The organism is Psychrobacillus syltrankelensis, from assembly GCF_055454035.1.
This window is the reverse complement of the sequence record NZ_CM144227.1, coordinates 113770-134721: the sequence shown is the minus strand read 5'-3', so window position 1 is coordinate 134721 and position 20952 is coordinate 113770. Positions and strand designations below refer to the sequence as shown.

Below are 20952 nucleotides of genomic sequence, written 5' to 3'. Positions count from 1 at the left end.
CATAAAAACATCTTCATTTTAACATTTATATATTTAAAATGCTTCATTAATTTAAAAATTTACGAGAAAAGTTCTCAATAACCCCCTTAATAGAAAAAAATAGAAGGAATACAGAAATAAATCTCGAATTATATAAATATAATAAGAAATAGGAGGTTTTAAAAATGACATTAAAATACAAACAAATTCTAGTTGCGGTTGATGGTTCAAAGGAAGCGGAGTTAGCTTATAAAAAATCGGTTTCGATTGCTGCAAGAAATAATGCAACATTAAATTTAATCAACATTATTGATACAAGATCATTTGCGGCAATTGAAGCTTATGATCGTTCTATCGCCGAAAGAGCTCAAGTATTTGCAGAAGATTTACTAGAAGGCTATAAAAAAGAAGCAATTGCGGGTGGTGTTAATAATGTAAACATAATTGTTGAATATGGTTCTCCAAAAACAATGATTTCAAAAGATATTTCTAAAAAAATAGAAGCAGATTTAATCATTTGTGGAGCAACTGGACTTAATGCGGTAGAGCGATTCCTTATAGGAAGTGTCTCTGAATACATTGTACGTTCATCTTCATGTGACGTCTTAGTAGTTCGTACTGAGGAAAAAGAAGATTAATTAAGAGGATCATGTCTTCACTATATTCAATTACTTTGTACTAAAAAACGGTTATATTATTACCTTGAAAATTTTGGAGCAGGAAGTGTCTGTCACTTCTTGCTCTACTTTTTTAATGAATTTCTTTAATTCTTAATAATAACCATATGAGTTGATTAAGTGTTTTGTTATTCAGCTATTGGTTGAATTTGAATTTTTAATACCTTATTAAAGTTAATAAAAACGACAACATCATCATATGGATTAATTTTTATTACTCCTGATATTTGGGAAAATAATTTACTTAAAACATCTTCCTCACTAGAACCTTGAATTTCTAGTTCATAACTCTCTTCATTTTCTAAAACTATTGATACGCCATAATTTCTCATACTAACTCGTACCTCCTTCAATTCTACTGACATAATAATAGAACAACTCAGAATAAGAAAAGCGCAAGCGCCCTTTAAGTGCATTTTGTCTTCACTATTTCTAGAGTGCTTTGAACGAAACATTTGCTCCTGCGGTTACTCGTCGCAGAAAAACATTTGCTACACTATTACAGTGGGAATTGGATCGTGAAGTGACTGCGTCACCTCACGATCCAATTTTTCGATAATCTTGTGGCGGATGTTTGTCCGTCGCTCTCTTGGAATATGTGTGACCATAATGCTTTTTGTTTTGATAACGAAAGAAAAAATGCTCCCCTACTCTTTTATAAGCTTCCGAAGATACAATTTCGGAAGCTCTCCCCTTCCTTACCTTTAAAACCTATCTATTTTTTCTCTATTTCTGCTGGACATATGGATTAGCAAATGAAAGTACCAAACTTTTCGGGGTGTATTTCTTATTTACATGGTGCAAAATCTTGTTTTTGCTACGTTCCAATCAACTAATATGTATAGGATAATTACTTAATTTAATATATACATTTAATCCTTTTTAAAAAGCAATAGCATCTCTTTCTAAGGTAAATACTAACTTAATGGATTGAAGTGAAAGGTGGCGACTCCAGCGGGATGAGTGAGACAGATGAAACATCACAACGAACGCGTAGCGGCGGTGATGGTTCATCGCTCACCCCGCGGAAAGCGTCCACCTGAAACGGAAATCCGCGGTATTTAACTCTTTCAAGACCTCCTATCACTTTGTTCCATATACTTCAATCTTTAAAAAGAATCAGTGTATGTGACTTCATTTCGTAAAAAATTTTAACCATAATAAAAAACTCTTCTACTTCTGCTAAGGCGAGAGCTTTACCTTACCATCCGAAAGTACAACTTTTTCCCAATCATAATCCTGCTAATCTCATTGTATCTCTTGCAATCATTATTTCTTCGTTCGTTGGGATGACAATTACTTTTACCGGAGAATGAGGATAATTAATAAATATTTCTTTACCGTTTAGCTTATTTAGATCATGATCCAAATAAATACCCATAAATTGTAGACCACTTAAAACTTTTTCACGGATAACTTCACTATTTTCTCCAATACCTGCAGTAAAAATTATGGCATCTACACCATTCATCCGAGCTGCATAAGAACCTATATATTTATGGATACGATTTGCAAATACATCAAGCGCTAACTGTGCTCGTTCATTTCCATTGGATGCTTCTATTACAATTTCACGGAGATCACTTGAAAATCCTGAAACGCCTAGCATGCCAGATTTTTTATTTAAAATATCTAATACTTCTTCTGCACTTTTTTCTGTTTTTTCCATTAAGTATGGAATTAGAGCAGGATCTAAATTCCCGGATCTTGTCCCCATCGTTACTCCAGCCAGAGGTGTAAAGCCCATGGATGTGTCAATAGATTTTCCTCGATGTATAGCCGCAATACTTGCTCCATTTCCTAGGTGACAGGATATAAATCTAGTCGTTTCTATTGGTCGGTTTAATAACTCTGCTGCCCGGTAAGCAACATATTTATGTGAAGTCCCGTGAAAACCATATTTCCGAATTCCATATTTCTCATAATAATCATATGGTATGGAATATAAGTACGAACTTTCTGGCATTGTTTGATGAAATGCTGTATCAAAAACAGCTACTGCTGGAACATTCGGTAATTCTTTTGTAAACTCGCGAATACCTGTAATATTTGCAGGATTATGTAATGGGGCAAGTTCAGAAAGCTCTTCTAATGTTTTCATAACCTTTTCTGTTATTAACACCGAATCACTATACACTTCTCCACCATGAACTACACGATGTCCTACTCCTTGGATATCATTTAAAGAGTTTATAACTCGTTTATCAACTAACTGATTCATCAAAAGTTTTACGGCTAGTGTATGATTTTCCACTTGTTCTTTTAAATGTATTCGTTCGTTTTGCGTCGTCATTGTAAAAATAGAATTGCTTAAACCAATTCTATCTATTATCCCTTTTGCAATAACCTTTTCTTCTGGCATTTTCAACAATTGAAATTTTAAAGATGAACTACCGGCATTAATCGCTAAAATATTTACCATAAAAAAACGCCCCTTCTATCCTTTCACTTTAAATCAACCGGTTTATGTTCTTTGGTTGATTAAGTGAAACTAGTACATTAATTGTACTAATCACAGAAGGGACGAGCAACTATCAACTATCATCTAGAATTTTCTTCTTGCCATATATCAATTTTTTTAAAGAACAACTCCATCGATTCCCTATTTGACATATTTGGTACTTTTGCAAGCAATACTTCCCTCGGTGCTTTTAAATCTTCCCTTATCTTTTGAAGTATGAGTAAACTCTTTTCTTGCCCTTTTGTTTTGAAGATATTAGGTGGGAACTGTATTACTGCCTGAATCCAGCCATTACCTTTCAAAAATTTATGAAGGTTTGGTGCTTGTTTTGATTCAAAAATAGTGTCTGGAACTAAAAAGTATAAGTATCCACCAGGTTTTACATGTTTCATCGATTGTTCGATAAATAAATGATGCGCATAAGACATTTCACCTTCACCTTGAAGAAAATATTCACTTGCAGTTTCCTCATCTGGATAATATCCTACGGGTAAATCACTTACAACAATGTCAACTGGATCGATTAATAAAGGTTTTAAAGCATCCTGTCTAAATAATTGAATATCACAACTTAATAGCTCACCTGTTTGAGCTGCCAATTGAATTAATAAATCGTCTATTTCGACTCCAAAAGCATGATTTTCACTAGATAACGCATTCATTATTGTGTAGAGTAAATTACCAGTTCCTAATGCTGGATCTAAAATTGCAAGCTCTTTTTTTTCTTTCATCATTTTCTTCACAAAATAAGATACCAATAAGCCAATTGCATCTGGCGTCATTTGATGGTTGACTTGTGCTGATTTTTTCATCCCTTTTAGAATAGCAAGTTGTACTGCTTTTCTAATTTGCTCGTTATCAGGGTTTGTCACTACTGGTGCTTTTTTTTCTGTTATCCATAATTCAAGTGCGTAAATAACGCCTTCCAAATATGTCACAGACTCCTGTTCTTCTATAAAACTACTTTCTTGATCAATAAACGTAAAAATTTTCTCCACATTTGTATGCATAATTATCCCTCAAATTAAAACCCACTCTTCAATTAGAGTGGGTTTTATTGTTTTATTTGTTCGTTAATGCTTTAACAGCTTCTAAAGCTTTTTCGTAGTCTGGATGATCTGTTCCTTCGCTTACATATTCAACATAAGTAATTACATCATTTTTATCAACTACAAAAATGGAGCGAGCTAATAAACGTAATTCCTTCATCACCACTCCGTATGCTTCTCCGAAAGAAAGGTCACGATGATCCGATAATGTCTGAATTGCATCTGCGGCATTAGCACCACACCAACGTTTTTGAGCAAAAGGTAAGTCTACTGAGATTGTTAATATTACTACATCCTCACCTAAACTAGCAGCACTTTGATTGAATTTATTTGTTTGTGTTGAACAAACACCAGTATCTAGGGAAGGGACTACACTAATAAGACGAACTTTTCCAGCTGAATCTTGAAGTGTTACTGCTGATAAATCGTTTGCTAAAACTGTAAAATTTGGGGCTTTCTCTCCAACTACCAATTCCCTACCAACTAAAGTAATAGGATTATTTTTAAATGTTACTTGTGCCATAATATGTAGCCTCCTTTTTCATTATCTTCATCTTACTAGAATGTGTTCTGCTCTTGCAACTCTTTTGCTATTGCAGTACGATTGTATTCATTTTTTTCCACTTTGTCGTAAACTTCTTCATGAACTACAAAAGTATCTGCGATCATATCATGGATTGCCTGATTTTTCTCTGTAAACGCAACAACAAGATAAGGAAGATTAAGTGGAATAACAGAAATTATGCGGCCAATCCATTCCCTAAATAGGATTGTACTCCATGTAAGGTTTCCATTATCCTTCGATATAACTCGAATGCCAAAAATCATTTTTCCTATTGTTTGATTGAAAAATTTTGTCATCAGTACAAAATAGGCGTAAAAAAGAATCGATGTTATTAAAGTAAATGGAGCATACCAAGTAGGGTCGTTTATTTCCAAAGAAAATAAACGAAAAATAGGCTTTATAAGTAACATTCCAATAGAGGATAAGATTAATAGATCCGAAAAATATGCCCAAAAACGAATCCAAAAACCAGCTGCTTTCAGTTCAAATTGCTCAATAGGTTGTACGCTTATTTGCTGGTTTCTCAATTCATTTGGTTGCACATTATTTTCTTCCGTCTGTATAATTTCACTCATCATTTACCCTCCTTATCTATCACCATATAAATACATCATTCGCGGTGCACTATTGTCTGCAATAAGTTTACCTATTAGTTTGGATTCCATATCTAACCCTAGGAAAGACTGTGCTTTAAGAGCAAAAAGAGAAGACAGACTTTGTGAGTAGCCGTATTCAATTACTTCAGCATCCTCTAATTTATGATCTTTCTTTATCGCTTGAATAACATCCTCCAAATAACCAACGTCATCTGCCAGGCCAGCTGCGACAGCTTGTCGCCCACTCATAATTCTACCATCTGCAACTTTTTTCACTTCTGCAACTTTCATATGACGACCTTGCGCCACGATATCAACAAAATCTTCATAAGATTCATTTAACATAACTTGTAACATATTTCTTTCTTCTTCTGTCATTTCTCTAGTTGGACTCATGATATCTTTATAAGGACCAGATTTAATAGTTACAAACTCTACTCCATATTTTTCTGCTAATTTTCCATAATTGATGCTATGCATGATAACACCGATTGAACCTGTAATCGTTTCTTTATTGACAAATATTTTATCTGCAGGTGCCGAAATATAGTAACCCCCTGATGCTGCCATACTTCCCATAGAAACATAGATTGGCTTTGAAGTATCGTCTTGAATCTCTTTAATTTTTTTATATATTTGTGCAGATTCAACTACCCCGCCACCAGGTGAGTTCACTTGTAATACTATAGCTTTTACCGTATCGTCTTGTTTCACCTGATCTAATTGTTGCAAAAAGAATTGGTGATTGTAACTTTCTGTTCCAAAAATAGAGGATGCACTACCGGTATCCTGAATCGTACCATCCACTGTTAAGACTGCTACTCGACTATCCATATCTCCATCTTCTAATACAGTTTCATAGAAATCAGAATTTGAAATAGATGCAAATTCGTCCATTAAAGACGTCCAATCTGTAGAAAACATGGTGGATATTGTATTTACAAAGATTGATATGACCAATAAAATGGATGCTCCTAATATAGCAAACCAACGTTTCTTATTCATGTTGTTGTTCCTCCTTTTGTTCTCTCATAACATACGAAAAAAATGCCTAAACGTTTCATGAAATGGTAAAATAAATATAATACATATAAAATTGAAACTAGGCAATAAATAATTTGAAGTTTACTATTCTAATTCTGTTGAAGGGAAAATCGAATATGACACTCAAAAACGCAATATATCTTTTTACCAAAAATGACATTGATACTTTACAAAAAAAAGATCTTTTAACGAATGTAATAAAACAGTACGGCTTCCAAGTAGTTGAACACCATAATGAAGCCTCTATAATTGTAAGCATTGGTTCGGATGGATCATTTTTACAAGCAGTTCGCAAGACGGGATTTCGTCAGGATTGTCTCTATGCCGGAATATCAACCACAGGCATGCTTAGTATGTATTGTGACTTTTTAATAGAGGACATTGATGAAATGGCAGATGCAGTATTGCATAATAAAATTGAAGTCCGGAAGTACCCTTTGCTCGAATTATCGGTCAATCATCAACCTAAATTTTATTGCTTAAATGAGTTCACCATTCGTTCAAATATTATTAAAACTTTTGTATTTGACATAATAATTGACCACAAACTGTTTGAGACATTTAGAGGAGACGGAATCGTGATTTCAACTCCGACTGGTAGCTCCGCTTACAATAAGTCGCTTAATGGAGCTATAGTAGACCCATTACTTCCATGTATTCAAGTGACAGAAATTGCTTCCATGAATAATAATGAATATAGAACACTGGGTTCTCCCTTCATTTTAAGTGGCAGTAGAACTCTTGAACTTAGACTCCATAAAGACTGGAATGACTATCCATCTATGAGCACCGACAACGAAGCATTAAGTATTCAACATGTAGAGACTGTCTCTATCGCATTAAGTAATCAAGTTATAAAAACAGTAAAATTAAAAAATAATAGCTATTGGGAAAAAGTAAAGAGATCTTTTTTATAAAACACAGGTAGACTGAGAGCTACCTGTGTTTTCTTACTTCCACAATTTTAGAAAATGTAAATAAAATTAATGCTATCCATATAAATGAAAATGATATAAATTCAATTTTGCTAAATTTTTCATCATATAAAAAAATGCCGACTAGGAGCATAATTGTTGGAGCAAAATATTGAATAAAGCCAGACATATAAAGAGGCATCGTTTTCGTTCCTTTTGCAAACATTACAAGTGGAACTGCGGTTGCAACACCTGTTAATGCTAGCAAAATCATTGTTTGAGCATTTGATTGGAAGAAGACTGCTTGATCAGTCATCAGTAAATAAACAAAATAAATAAGGGCTACAGGAAGAACAAACATTGTTTCTAATGTTAGGCCTCGTAAAGGATCTATCGTTAGGCTTTTTTTAATCAAACCATAAAAAGCAAATGTTAAAGCTAAAGTAACAGCAATCCATGGAATCTCTCCATAAGATATTGTAAGAATAATTACTCCAGCTGCTGCAATAGTTACCGAAAGTTGTTGTGCCCTAGATAGTTTTTCTTTTAAAAATATAATTCCTAGAAGTACTGATATCAGTGGGTTGATGTAATATCCTAAACTCGATTGTACTATGTATCCTGCATTTACTGCGTATATGTAAGTAAACCAATTTCCTGTTACTAAGTACGAAGCAAGAACTAGACTCCAAAAAGCCTTTTTATTCTTCCAAAGTTCCTTTAAATCACTGATTAACGTTTTAAATTTTCTACTTAAGATAACTACTAAAAATGTAAAAATAAATGACCATATTACTCGACTCGAAAGTATCTCATCACTCGAAACATTCACCAATAGCTTCCAATAAATCGGCATAAAACCCCAAAATATATAAGCAATTGCTACTATAATTATTCCCTGTTTCTCTTCTTTTTGCAAAGCTTCACCCCATTAGTTTGTGCCAGAAAATACAAGCATCATTATAGTCCTTTACTTCATTAAAGTAAACAAAAAATCTTTTCAACATACAAAAACACGAAAAACATTTTTAGTTCTTCGTGTCTTGATATTTGTTATTTTTTCAATTTTTCTTGTTCTCTTAGTTCAATTCTTCTTATTTTACCAGAAGTTGTTTTCGGTAATTCTTTGATAAATTGTATTTCGCGAGGATACTTATAGGGAGCAGTCAATGATTTAACATGCTCTTGAAGTTCTTTTACTAATTCCTCTGAACCTTGTATGGATGAATCACGTAAAACGACGAATGCTTTTACAATTGCTCCACGGAGTTCATGAGGACTTCCAACTACTGCACATTCTTGGACAGCGGGATGTTTTGTAAGCGCATCTTCCACTTCGAATGGTCCGATTGTGTATCCAGAACTTATTATAATATCGTCCCCTCTACCTTCAAACCAAAAATAACCATCTTCATCCTTTTTCGCTTGGTCACCAGTAATATAGTAATCTCCTCTAAATTGCATAGAAGTTCTTTCAGGGTCCTTTAAATATTCTTTAAAAAGAGCAGGTGTCTCTATATGCACTGCAATATCACCAACCTCACCTGGAACACAAGCCTCTCCAAGTTCATTAATGATTTCTACCCTATTTCCTGGTGTTGGTTTACCCATTGAACCTAATCTTGTTTCCATCCCTTTCATCGTGCCGACAAGCAACGTGTTCTCTGTTTGACCATAACCATCTCTAACTTCCAAACTAAACAATCTATTAAAAGTTTCTATAACTTCTCTGTTTAACGGTTCCCCTGCTGATACAGCACTATGAAGGGAGGACATATTATACTCCGATAATCCTTCCGTTTTAGCCATTATTCTATATTCCGTTGGTGTGCAACATAGCACATTTACTTTTTTCTCTTGAATCTTATTTAAATATGTTTTCGGTTCAAATTTCCCATTATACACATAACCAATTGCGCCACTCCCTAATGTAGCAAGAAAAGGACTCCAAATCCACTTTTGCCATCCAGGACTAGCAGTTGCCCAAACTAAATCTTCTTCTTGAATGCCAAGCCAATTTGGGCCAGAAGTACGCAAATGTGCAAAAGCCCACCCATGTGTATGTACTACGCCTTTTGGGTTTCCTGTAGTACCACTTGTGTATGATAAAAATGCCATATCCTCTTTTTGTGTAGCGACAGTTTGAAACCGATCGGATTCCTGATCCATTTCATTTGTAAGTGAGTTCCACTTCCCTTTTCCATCACCAATTACTAGTAATAATTTCCCATCTATATGTTGAACTCCATCAAACTGATCCAAAAATGGTTCATATGCGATGACAGCTTTCGCTTCACTATGCTCAAGACGATATTCAATATCTTTTGCTCGCAGCATCTCAGAGCTTGGAATAACAACAAGGCCCGCTTTTAATGCACCAATATAAACTTCATATGCTTCTATTAGGCGAGGAACCATAATTAATACGACATCGCCTTTTTGAAGACCTTTTTTTGTAAATACATTCGCCACTTTATTTGCCCTTAGCATTAACTCTTTGTATGTACAAGTCTTATTTTCACCCTTATCCGACTCCCAAATAAGAGCAATCTTATTTTCATCAGTACTATATTTTTCAAATTCACTAACTAAGTTATAGTTGTTTGGTGCAATTAAATTATGTTTAGTCATCTAAACTCCTCCTTATGCTTATAATTAATTATAAAACAAATAGTCAGATTTTTACACGAAAAGATAACTTTCAGAAATTAAAATAAAAGTGCAAGCTCGCCTCAAGTGCATCTTGTACTTACTGTTTCCAGAGTGCTTTGGGCGAAACATTGGCTACACTATTACCGTTAGAGTAATGGATCGTGAAGTGACTACGTCACTTCACGATCCTCGGTTAATCTTGTGGCGGATGTTTGTCCGTCGCCCTCTTAGAATTTGAAAAAGACATGAGGCGTTTGGTTTGGATAATTAGAGAAAAAATACTTTCCTATTCTTTTAAAAGCGGACGAAGATACAATTTCGTCCGCTCAGCACTTCTTTATCAATAGATGTTATCTATTTTTCAACCTCCACCAACTTAAATAATATAACCCCTGAATCTTATAAACTTTGAATGTTGAAAGAAAGGAAAATGGGGAGAAATCAACAACTAGATAGGTGAATTCAATCTGAGACATTCATTACTAACAGATAGTCAGTTTAATTTAATCCAAAATGTTGCTATATCTGACATCTTAAAAAAGAGAACTATTGGTTGTTATGTAAAATAACATAATAATCTATCAAAGGAATTGATCTGTTTGAGTAAGAAACTAATATAAAAACCATCAAGTCTATGGTGGTTTAGTTTTTTAATTTGTAAGGATTATCATACAGCTGATAATGATATCCTCCAAGAAATACCTTTTTTGTTTCAGTATCTATTACTACAAATCTGTGCCATTCTTCTTTTTCATGCCATTTTTCTTTTCTTGAAGAAATTTATTTTCATAGTAGTTGAATAAGAAAAAAAAAGAGCTTCAGTGGAACGCAACGATCTTCCACAAAAGCATGTGTTAGTTTAAGTAAAATGTTTCACAACATATTTTTTTCATGGATATACACTTGAAATTTTTATCGTCTCTGCTTAATCGACATTTCTTCCCACGAATAATTTGGTATGGTTGCAATCCATAACGTATCTCCCATGATATCCACATCCCAAACGATGGTATCCCCAGCATCAAACACTTTTTCAGATTTTCTTTCATCTTTAGTATTGATGGAATAAATAGCTTCACCTCTATGTGTGATTCCGAATAATTTTTCCCCTTTTTTAATTAGTCTAACTACCATTTCATCAACTTGAATTTTTCTCCAATTTCCCTCGTGAAGATTTCGGGTCCAAATTCCACTTTGTGTGGTAATGAATAGCCTATTATTAACCACTTTCATATCATAAGGTCTATCATTACTATTTGGCATGGTTATCTCGTTCCACCCAACATTTGTCTTTTGCAAAATATTTCTTTCTTCTGTGAGTACTATCAAGTCACCATTATCCGATATTTGAATCACATTAAATGGTTTAGGAACAATAGCTTGTTCCCAACTCTCCCCTTGATTGGTTGTATAATAAACATTTCCATTTGATAGCACAGCTATATGATTGTTGATTGAATAATCTACGTTCTCAATCATGTGGTCTAATGATAGAATTTTCGTTCCTTTACTTTTTGATGTAATACCTGCCCATAATTCTTTTTCCGTAGCTACATATAATTGATCATTCCTATCAAACCACGCGTGTGTTACATATTTATTAACTTGGAGTTCTGTCCATGATTCTCCATTGTTATGGCTCCATTCAATAAAAGGTTGCTTGTTTGTACTGAATTGGGTTGGCTTTTTGTCTCCCCATACCACTAAGTTCTTGTTTCCAGTGACAATCCCCGTAATTGCCATCCCTTTTTTTGTTAGGTTATCGGTGCCCATACGTTTGGATAGTAATCCACCACCGTATGGTACTTTATGAATGGCACTGACCACATCTCCGTTTTGGGCATTGAATGAAATTCGAGTAAAACGGCTATCTCGATCATTTCCAAACACTGTTAGAATGGGCATGCCATCGATACTATCAAGTGTAAAATGATATCCTGTTGCCCAATCTTTTCCTGGTTTTAGTCCGTATTTATCCTTTGCTAGTTGGAGAACATCAGAGCTATCCAACTTAATCTCATCGTACGGTATTGTTGGATCAGGAGATTGCTTATCCGGTTCAAACACAATAATTTTTTTTTCTAAAATACCAATTAGTACATAATCCTCTGTACCTGGAACTATAAAGATCATAGTCCATTTAAAACGTTTCCCTGTTTCTCCTCTCGAGCCTCCCATCGTTTCATCCACACTGTTTACTCTTGTAAGTGTTGCGTTTACATTCCATTCTTTCGCTCGATGGAGCCCTATGTTAATCGCTTCTTTTAGCGTAATTTCACCATCTGAAGCGATTGTTTCACGACCATTCAAATTTACAAAAACTAAAAAAATAACTAACAAACAAGAGATTTTTTTTATAAAACTCAAAATTACCACCATCCTATAACTAAATAAGCACATTAATCACAGAATTAATGTGCTTATTTAGGATGGAGTAAATACTTCGTTATTATCCTCTTAGATCCAATATAACAAACAAAATACTCTTTTTATCGAGAATCCTTCTTCCATTAAACTGTCCTTTAGTAAAATATTTGTATTCACTTTTTCTTTTCGATAGTATGGCAATAATATCTCTAATCAAAAAATTATTGGAGGGTTATATTGTTATTATCAAAGACTTCGGAATCCTTCCAATATTCTTAGCACTAAAAAGAAATAGATAGTATCCCTTGATAGAGAAGCGCTGAGAGGACGAAATTGTATCTTCGTTCGCTTTTAAAAGAATAGGAAAGGACTTATTCTCTCATTCACCAAACCTAATGCATGCATTGTGTCTTTACATATCTCAAGAAGGCGAAGGACAAACATCCGCCACAAGATGACCAAAAATGAGGAGTTGGAAGTGACGCAGTCACTTTCAACTCCTCAAAATCCACCGGTAATAGTGTAGCCAATGTTTCGTCCAAAGCCTCTAGAAATAGAGAAGACAAGTTACACTTAATAGAAACTTGCGTTTATATTATGATGTGAAATTGTTGCCGTTTTTGTCATAGTTGTCCGCCCATTAGAAACACTGTTTATACTCAATTCCTAGCACGCCAAATTTTTTACTTTCTTTTAAAAAGAAAAATCGGCAGCCTAAGCTACCGATTTTTTTTGTTTTCTTATTTGCTGAATCCACTCATTTGGGATTGGGCTTGTTGCACTAATCGCTTTGTAATTTCTCCGCCGACGGATCCGTTGGCACGCGATGATGCATCAGCTCCAAGTTGTACTCCAAACTCTTGAGCAATTTCATATTTCATTTGATCAATAGCTTGTCTTACCCCTGGTACTAAAAGTTGATTTGAGTTATTATTATTGTTTGACATGATTTTCACCTCCTTGTGGAATTAGATTGGTCGTTTTCGAGCAATCCATACACAATGGGATGAGGTATATTTTGTTATTTTTTATAAAAGATTTTCAAAATTATTGATTTTTTTGTTTGGGAATGAATACACTTCTCTATTTTTTACTGCATCATTTATTAATTCATCAAAGTCTTTAAAGCTTTCATAGTATTCCACTTTTTCGAGCTTAGGCTTCGTCTTTGGACAGGATGAAGTAAATATTGTGCAACAATCCTCAAAAGGTAATATGGACGTTTCATATGTTCCAATTTTTCGTGCAATGTCAATGATTTCAAGTTTATCAAAAGATATTAGAGGTCTAAAAACGGGTGTAGTTGTAACAGCATTAATAGCTGTTAAGCTTTCCAGTGTTTGGCTTGCCACTTGTCCTAAACTTTCTCCAGTAACAATTCCTAACGCTCCAATTTCTTCTCTAACAATATCTGCGATTTTCATCATCATTCTTCTTGTAGTTGTCATTGATACATTGTCTGGTATTTGTGATTGAATGCTTTGCTGAATATCCGTAAATGGAATGACATGCAGTCTCACAGTTGCTCCAAAATGACTCAACTGATTAGCTAAATCCATCACTTTTTCTTTTGAACGTTCACTTGTAAAAGGTGGACTATGGAAATGAATTGCGTCTAAACGTACTCCACGTTTTAATAACATATAACCTGCTACTGGACTATCAATTCCTCCCGAAAGCATTAATAAGGAACGACCATTTGAACCTAAGGGCATACCGCCTGCTCCAGGAATAACTTCAGCCATCATATAGACAGCATCTGATAATACCTCAATACGCAAATCAATTTCCGACTCTTTCATTTTTACTTTTAAGCTAGGAAATTGTTGTAGTACATGACTTGCAACTGTACGCTGTAGTTCGTAAGTATCTAAAGGAAATCTTTTATCCGTTCTTTTTACTGTAACTCTAAAAGTTTTATCTTGGTTGTCTAAACTTGCAATAATTTTCAATGCAGTTGCTAGTATATCATCCATTTCCTGCGAACATGATGCAACTGGACTAAATGATTGTATACCGAATATTTTCGGTAATCTCTTAATAAGTTGTTGTATTTCATTATCATCTTTTGAAGTTAAAAACATTCGATCTCTTTCTGCTGTCATTTTAAAATTTTGCAAGTCAATAAAAGAAAACTTTATATTATTTCGAAGTTGTGTGATAAATGCTTTTCTATTTTTACCTTTCGTTGATAATTCACCATATCTAACTAATATTTTTTCCCATTTCATCTGTTTTAATCTCCTTTTATTACGTTCATTACTTTTGTAAATATTCTTTTAAATTGCTGAACTTCTTCTGGTGTATTCATATAAGAAAAGCTTAGTCGAATAACACCTTTGATATAATCATCTTCTAAATGCATTGCTTTTAACACATGGCTTGTTTGTGTTTGTTTGGATGAACATGCACTGCTTGTGGAGACAATTACATCTTCTTTTTGCAATGCATTAATAAACACTTCCCCTTTTACTCCTCGGACGGAAAAAGAAACAATATGGGGAGCTCTTATTTCCGGGGAAATGATTTTTATAGATGAAAATTTTTTTAAAAAAGTAGTAACTTCTTCAGTCATCTTGGCAACACTTTCCATATGTGTATTTAAATTGGAATTCGCTATTCTTATTGCTTTTGCTGTACATACCGCTAATGGTACAGGTGTTGTACCACTTCGTACTCCCGATTCTTGACCTCCTCCAAAAAGCATAGGTGTAATTTCTATCGTACTTTTTAAAGCAAGAAGACCAGAACCTTTTAATCCATGAATTTTATGAGACGAAATAGTAATTGCATCCACATGTTGTTCCTCAAAGTTTACGACCATTTTCCCAAAGCTTTGGACTGCATCCATATGGAAAACTGCACGGCTTTTTGATTTTATAAGTGAAGCTATATCATTAATAGGCTGAATGGCACCAGTTTCGTTATTAACATGCATTACACTCACTAACACTGTATCGTGACGAAGAAGCGAATCCACTTCTTCTAACTTAATATAGCCTTCTTTATTCACCGGGATTAACTCTACAATAAATCCTTGTTTTTGGAGCATTTTAGCAGCTTCGATTATCGAAGGATGTTCAATAGCGGAAATAAGGACATGATTTCCACGATGCTTGTATTTATTAGCTAGTCCAAATATAGCTAAATTATTCGACTCTGTCCCTCCTGAAGTAAAATATACTTTTTCATCCACTGTTTTTAATACATCCGCAACTTGTTTTCTAGCGGATTGTAACAATTCATCTGTTTGGTGTCCGAACTCATGGATGGAAGAAGGATTTGCCCAATACTGTTCGTTTACCGTTACAAATGTATCGACTATTTCTTTAAGTGCTTTCGTTGTAGAACTGTTATCAAAATAAATCATATTCCATTAACTCCTTTTCGGAAAAAAACCACCTTCACAATTTTAGTGAGGTGGTTCACATTTGTATACACAACATAAATACTAAAATAGATATGTCTCCAAATTATCTGAAAACGTTACTCATTCGAGGAAATCTTAGTCAATCTTCTTATGTACGTAGTGTATCTTCTTTCACAAGTACTTCAATCTTTTTTAAAGCACCTGGCTCAACCTCTTCTACCGCAGTAGCCGCGTCCTCCAGAGCTTTTGCATATCTTAGTTGTCTAAACGCCTCTTCAGCTTCTAATAAACGCATATGAACATTCGGATGGTTTGCTCGATAACGGTTACCATACTGGATAATCTTTTCGGTTAATAACACATTTTCAAGCATTTCCTTCGCTTTTTGATGCACTTCTTCCATACAAGCTTCAGCTTGCGATAAATAATTATCCACCAATAGCATATTTAATGGAACTTCTTGAAGGCTTTGCATAGCTACATAAATATGTTCTTCTGCTTCTTCTAGACGAACATCCATCTCTTCAGGAATACCTGGTATGTTCGCTTTCTGTAACATACGATCTGTTTCATGTAATAAGTTTTTCAATTCATCTAGCTTAGCACGAGCTTTATTTTCATCAATTCTTAGGTTTTTTAATCGATTTGCAAATCGATCTTGCTCATCATATAAACGATCAATTTCTTCTGATATCTCATTTAGCTCTTCTTGCAAACTTGAATAAGCAGATTGTTCTTCCTCGACACGAGTGGAAAGTAGTTCAAATTTCTTCTGCAATACCTCTAGTTCTTTTAAACAACTTTGTGGAATTTCCGCTTCCTTTTCAGGTAATCGGTAGCTTTGTTGCACAAATGCTGCTTCTTCACTAATAGCACGAGTAACTGAAGTAACTTCTTTTAAACGATAAGCAGTTTTTTCTTTATGTAAATCTACATATTTTTTAGCTATTACTTCTTTTTCCAATAAATCATAGAAAGATTCTATTTCATCTTTTATTTCTTCTATCCTGGTAATTGCTTTACTTACATTTAGTTCAATAATTTCAGCTTTTAACTCAGTCAATTCTTCCTCAATTGCATCTAATTTTGCAGACATTTCAAGATGTTGCAAGTAGTATGAGCTCTCTTCCATTTCTTTTTGTCCATTTCTTAATTCATGGATACTTCCTGGAATTTTATGTTGAACTTCTGAAAGCGCTGTTGGTATTTCATGTAAAATACGAAAAAACTTTTGTCCATCATTTTGAACAGAAATAACAATCTCTCTTGCGCTTAAATAGTTCCCCGTCTCTGTCAGTTTATCAAATTCTTCAAAATGAGGAATAAACCACTCTAATTTCGTCTCTAATGCTGGAACTGCATCTCCAAATGAATGCTGATGTGCAAGTACCGTTTTTCTTGCAGCACGATGTTGCTCTTTTAACTGTTCCATCTCAATTCGATTTTTCTCTTCACTGCCAATTAAATCTTCTAGTTCCTTTAAAATACTAGACATTTTCTCATCACATGTAGTAATTAAAGACTGAATCTCTTTTTCAACTTTTGAAGCTTTGACGAAAAGAAATTTATCGACATTTTCTTCTAAATCAAACAATAGAACATCGATTTTAGGCATTAAAACATCCATTACTTCCGTCCAAGTATTTCTCCATCTTTCAAACATCTCTTCTGTTTGACCATTCATATTCAATTGTTTTACTTTTGTCATCTCTTCTAAAATAGGTTTGTTTTGTATTTGATGCTTTTCATGCTCTAACCGTTCAATTTCTGAATTATGTTTTCGTCTTATTATAAACGCAAAAATTGCAATGATTAAAAGTATAATAATCACTGGGATGATATACTTCATCGTAAGCCCCCTGTTCCAAGATCAAAAGTTCTTATTCAAATGTTACTATATATATTACCATGCTTTTTATGTTATTGTTCCATAAAACAATAGAAAAGCAATGAATTCTTTGAAATATTTGTATTTCGAAGATGTGGAGGTTGATTTTTTGAAAAAAGATGGTCATATCCATACACCTTACTGTCCTCATGGAACGCTTGATTCTTTTCAATTATATATTGAAAAAGCAATCCAAAATGGATTTCACGAAATAACTTTTACAGAGCATGCACCATTACCTAAAAGTTTTATCGATCCTACCCCAATGCAAGATAGCGGAATGGCTACAAACAAGCTCGAATCTTATATAAATACTCTAGATGATTTGAAAAAACAATATAAAAAAGATATTATTATTTCAACTGGGTTAGAGATAGACTTTATCTCAGGATTTGAGCAGGAGACTAGGTCTTTTCTAAATACTTACGGGAAATATTTGGACGATTCTATTTTATCCGTACACTTTTTACAATTTCAAAATACCTACACTTGTATTGACTTTTCCAAAGAGATTTATTTAGATTTTATAAAAAAAGTAGGAAGTCCAATCTCCGTGTATAAATTGTATTATAAAACACTAATGGATTCAATAAAGAGTGATTTAGGAAACTTTAAACCAAAACGAATTGGTCATATAACACTTGTACATAAATTTCAGCATGCGTTATCCGAAAAAGTCGAGGATAGTAAGGAAATTGTCGCCATATTAAAAGAAATAAAAAATCGACATCTTCAACTTGACGTAAATAGTGCAGGTCTTGCCAAACCGTTTTGTTTGGAAAGCTATCCTTCTCCTTCATTCATACTATTGGCAAAACAATTAGAAATCCCTTTAGTGTTCGGTTCAGATGCCCATCAAGTAAGCGATTTACATCAGTTCTATTATGAACTAAATAAATATATTGAGAATGGAGATTTAAAAATGTTTACTCAAACAACTTATTCTGAAGACTTAACAGCAAATTACGTCATGTTATCGAAGCAATTAGATGCGTTATTGACTGGAGAAAAAAATGCGATCGCAAACTTAAGTAATGCATCCGCACTATTAAATCAATATTTCGACCGAATTAATTGGGTTGGATTCTATTTAATGGAAGACGGTGAATTAGTATTAGGTCCATTTCAAGGATTACCCGCTTGCGTAAGAATCCCTCTTGGTAAAGGGGTTTGTGGAACAGCTGCAAAAACAAAAGAAACAGTCATCGTTCCTGATGTACACGCTTTTCCAGGACATATTGCATGCGATGCAGCATCACAATCAGAAATCGTTGTTCCTATAGTTAGAAATGGAGAACTTTTTGGTGTTCTAGACATAGACAGTCCTATTAAAGAGCGTTTCTCCGAGCAAGATAAAGAAGGCTTAGAGCAATTCATTCAAGTTTTAATTAAACATATTTAAGAAAAGCAGAAGGAGAAATTTTCCTTCTGTTTTTCATAATCAAGACTTATGGACCTTTGTAATGGTAATATAATTATAAAGTTTGTAAGAGGAGTGAGGGCTTTGTCTTGGATTGAAACTATTTCGATTTCTTCTACTTTACTAATTGTATTTCTTGTTATCGTACCCATTACTGCTGGTATTTTTCTTTACCTTTACGACCGAAAGCAGAAGCAGCATGCAATACTGCGAAATTATCCGATTTTAGGGCGAATGCGCTATATATTAGAGAAAGCTGGTCCAGAGCTTAGACAATATCTATTCGATAATGATAACGGAGGAGAACCCTTCAACCGCGAGGAATATTTGCATATGGTTATGCCGGGAAAATATTTGAACAGCATAATTGGTTTTGGTTCGAAACGTAATTTTAATGAAGCCGGCTATTTTATTCGAAACGCAATGTTTACAAAACAAAATGAGGAAATGCGTGTCGACAACGCAGTCATTGTTGACACAATGCGTTATATTGTCGATGAAGATAATTTATTTTCACGTAAAGAGCATTTGGAGGATGTCCCAGCTTTATCTTGGTTATTACCTGAAGAAGATGCGATTATAATCGGTCCTAATTGTGAGCATCCTTTCCACGTTCGTAGTATGCTCGGACAATCTGCAATGAGTTACGGTGCGCTAGGAGAAAATGCAATTACTGCTTTATCGAAAGGTATTGGCATGGCTAAAGGAGCCTGGATGAATACAGGAGAGGGTGGCTTATCCAAACATCATCTAGCTGGTGACGCAGATATTATCGCGCAAATTGGATCAGGATTATTCGGTTTCCGTACGGAAGATGGAGAATTTAGTTGGGAACGGCTTCGTGAGAAAGCGGAAATTCCACAAGTGAAAGCATTCGAACTAAAATTGGCGCAAGGAGCAAAAATGCGCGGTGGACACGTAGAAGGCGAGAAAGTGACAGAAGAAATAGCAGCTATTCGGAACGTTACTCCATATAAAACGATCAATAGCCCAAATCGTTTTCATCAATTTGATGACTATCCTACTTTGTTCGAATTTATCGATAAAATTCGGCACCATACTGGAATGCCAGTTGGCATAAAGGTAGTAATTGGTAGCAAGCAAGATGCAGAGGAACTTGCGTCATTCATGCTCGAAACTGGTACCGGACCAGATCATATATCTCTCGATGGTGGCGAAGGCGGTTCTGGAGCTACATATCAAGATCTTGCAGATAGCGTGGGTTTACCACTTCGGTCGTCTCTTATTCTTCTTGACGATGCACTAAAGAAGTATGGAGTAAGAGATCGAGTGAAGATCATCGCCTCCGGTAAAATTACAACACCAGATCGTGCGGCGATTGCTTTAGCAATGGGAGCCGATCTTGTTCAAATTGCACGAGGTTTTATGATATCGGTAGGTTGTATTATGGCACATAAATGCCATACGAATACTTGTCCAGCAGGTGTTGCTACTACAGATAGGAAATTGCAGCAAGGACTTGTTGTAGAAGAAAAGAAATATCGTGTGACTAATTATATTTTGACTATGAGAGAAGGACTTTTCCGTATAGCGTCTGCAGCTGGTCTTGATTCGCCAACAAAGCTTGATAGACAGCATGTTGTGTACAAAGATGAACGTGGAAGAGTGTTCACAATAGATTAAAAATATACCGTTCTCTCATTTGTGGAGAACGGTCAGGTTGTAGACAAAGTCATTTTTGATTGGTATCTCTTCAGACTGTCTTGAAAACGCTTGACAGTCGAGGCGCGCCAGCACAAGGCGGAAGCGAATAGAACTAAAGTTCATGAGCTTTCAACGAAGTGCAAACGTTTTTTTCTGCGACGAGCTTGCGCAGGAGCAAGCAACGAAGAATGCGAGCGTTTGTCAACAGTCTGACCGTTCTCTCATTTGTGGAGAACGGTATTTTATATTCTATCTAATACACCTGGTTTAATTGGAAAAGTATTTGTTTATCAGAAAGTGGGAGA

17 protein-coding genes and 1 pseudogene are annotated in these 20952 nt (G+C 34.7%); 5 read left to right on the top strand and 13 right to left on the bottom strand.

What is annotated here, in order from left to right; translation table 11 throughout:
• Positions 1-164 precede the first annotated feature (164 nt).
• A complete protein-coding gene (locus tag ACTSKG_RS00685) occupies positions 165-617 on the top strand; it encodes a universal stress protein (RefSeq protein ID WP_464756247.1) in 453 nt (150 codons plus the stop codon).
• A 167-nt stretch (positions 618-784) separates the two neighbouring features.
• Here the strand turns inward: ACTSKG_RS00685 and ACTSKG_RS00680 are convergent, their stop codons facing one another.
• From ACTSKG_RS00680 to sppA, 6 genes are all read right to left on the bottom strand, one after another.
• Positions 785-988 (bottom strand): hypothetical protein, encoded by a 204-nt coding sequence (locus ACTSKG_RS00680; protein WP_464756246.1) that lies wholly within the window; start codon positions 986-988, stop codon positions 785-787.
• Positions 989-1887: 899 nt separating this feature from the next.
• Complete coding sequence (locus ACTSKG_RS00675; RefSeq protein ID WP_464756245.1) at positions 1888-3078, bottom strand: acetate kinase; 1191 nt, start codon at positions 3076-3078, stop codon at positions 1888-1890.
• 119 nt (positions 3079-3197) lie between these two features.
• Positions 3198-4127, bottom strand: coding sequence for a class I SAM-dependent methyltransferase (locus tag ACTSKG_RS00670; RefSeq protein WP_464756244.1), 930 nt, complete (start codon positions 4125-4127; stop codon positions 3198-3200).
• 52 nt (positions 4128-4179) lie between these two features.
• Positions 4180-4689, bottom strand: a complete 510-nt coding sequence (tpx, locus tag ACTSKG_RS00665) for a thiol peroxidase (protein WP_464756243.1) — start codon at positions 4687-4689, stop codon at positions 4180-4182.
• 35 nt (positions 4690-4724) lie between these two features.
• Positions 4725-5306 (bottom strand): RDD family protein, encoded by a 582-nt coding sequence (locus tag ACTSKG_RS00660; protein WP_464756242.1) that lies wholly within the window; start codon positions 5304-5306, stop codon positions 4725-4727.
• A 12-nt stretch (positions 5307-5318) separates the two neighbouring features.
• Positions 5319-6332, bottom strand: a complete 1014-nt coding sequence (sppA, locus tag ACTSKG_RS00655) for a signal peptide peptidase SppA (RefSeq protein ID WP_464756241.1) — start codon at positions 6330-6332, stop codon at positions 5319-5321.
• Positions 6333-6487: 155 nt separating this feature from the next.
• Between sppA and ACTSKG_RS00650 the strand changes: the two genes are divergently transcribed.
• Positions 6488-7288 (top strand): NAD kinase, encoded by an 801-nt coding sequence (locus tag ACTSKG_RS00650; protein ID WP_464756240.1) that lies wholly within the window; start codon positions 6488-6490, stop codon positions 7286-7288.
• A 19-nt stretch (positions 7289-7307) separates the two neighbouring features.
• Here the strand turns inward: ACTSKG_RS00650 and rarD are convergent, their stop codons facing one another.
• The 7 genes from rarD to ezrA form a co-directional block, all read right to left on the bottom strand.
• The gene (gene rarD, locus ACTSKG_RS00645; protein WP_464756239.1) at positions 7308-8204 is read right to left on the bottom strand and encodes an EamA family transporter RarD; all 897 of its coding nucleotides are present in this window, start codon (positions 8202-8204) and stop codon (positions 7308-7310) included.
• A 134-nt stretch (positions 8205-8338) separates the two neighbouring features.
• The gene (gene mbcS, locus ACTSKG_RS00640) at positions 8339-9916 is read right to left on the bottom strand and encodes an acyl-CoA synthetase MbcS (protein WP_464756238.1); all 1578 of its coding nucleotides are present in this window, start codon (positions 9914-9916) and stop codon (positions 8339-8341) included.
• Positions 9917-10849: 933 nt separating this feature from the next.
• The gene (locus ACTSKG_RS00635; RefSeq protein WP_464756237.1) at positions 10850-12304 is read right to left on the bottom strand and encodes a WD40/YVTN/BNR-like repeat-containing protein; all 1455 of its coding nucleotides are present in this window, start codon (positions 12302-12304) and stop codon (positions 10850-10852) included.
• A gap of 740 nt (positions 12305-13044) precedes the next feature.
• Positions 13045-13254, bottom strand: a complete 210-nt coding sequence (locus tag ACTSKG_RS00630; RefSeq protein WP_464757936.1) for a small, acid-soluble spore protein, alpha/beta type — start codon at positions 13252-13254, stop codon at positions 13045-13047.
• A 78-nt stretch (positions 13255-13332) separates the two neighbouring features.
• The gene (gene thiI / locus ACTSKG_RS00625) at positions 13333-14535 is read right to left on the bottom strand and encodes a tRNA uracil 4-sulfurtransferase ThiI (RefSeq protein WP_464756236.1); all 1203 of its coding nucleotides are present in this window, start codon (positions 14533-14535) and stop codon (positions 13333-13335) included.
• Positions 14536-14540: 5 nt separating this feature from the next.
• A complete protein-coding gene (locus ACTSKG_RS00620) occupies positions 14541-15674 on the bottom strand; it encodes a cysteine desulfurase family protein (RefSeq protein WP_464756235.1) in 1134 nt (377 codons plus the stop codon).
• Between the two features lie 148 nt (positions 15675-15822).
• A complete protein-coding gene (ezrA, locus tag ACTSKG_RS00615; protein WP_464756234.1) occupies positions 15823-17523 on the bottom strand; it encodes a septation ring formation regulator EzrA in 1701 nt (566 codons plus the stop codon).
• A 148-nt stretch (positions 17524-17671) separates the two neighbouring features.
• On the opposite strand from ezrA, the pseudogene hisJ reads away from it, so the two are divergent.
• The 3 genes and pseudogenes from hisJ to ACTSKG_RS00600 all read left to right on the top strand — a co-directional run.
• Positions 17672-18445, top strand: a pseudogene (hisJ, locus tag ACTSKG_RS00610) (histidinol-phosphatase HisJ); the annotation flags it as partial.
• Positions 18446-18484: 39 nt separating this feature from the next.
• Positions 18485-18964, top strand: coding sequence for a GAF domain-containing protein (locus tag ACTSKG_RS00605; protein ID WP_464757935.1), 480 nt, complete (start codon positions 18485-18487; stop codon positions 18962-18964).
• Positions 18965-19066: 102 nt separating this feature from the next.
• Entirely contained in the window at positions 19067-20626 is a 1560-nt protein-coding gene (locus ACTSKG_RS00600) for an FMN-binding glutamate synthase family protein (protein WP_464756233.1), read from the top strand.
• Positions 20627-20952: the final 326 nt, after the last annotated feature.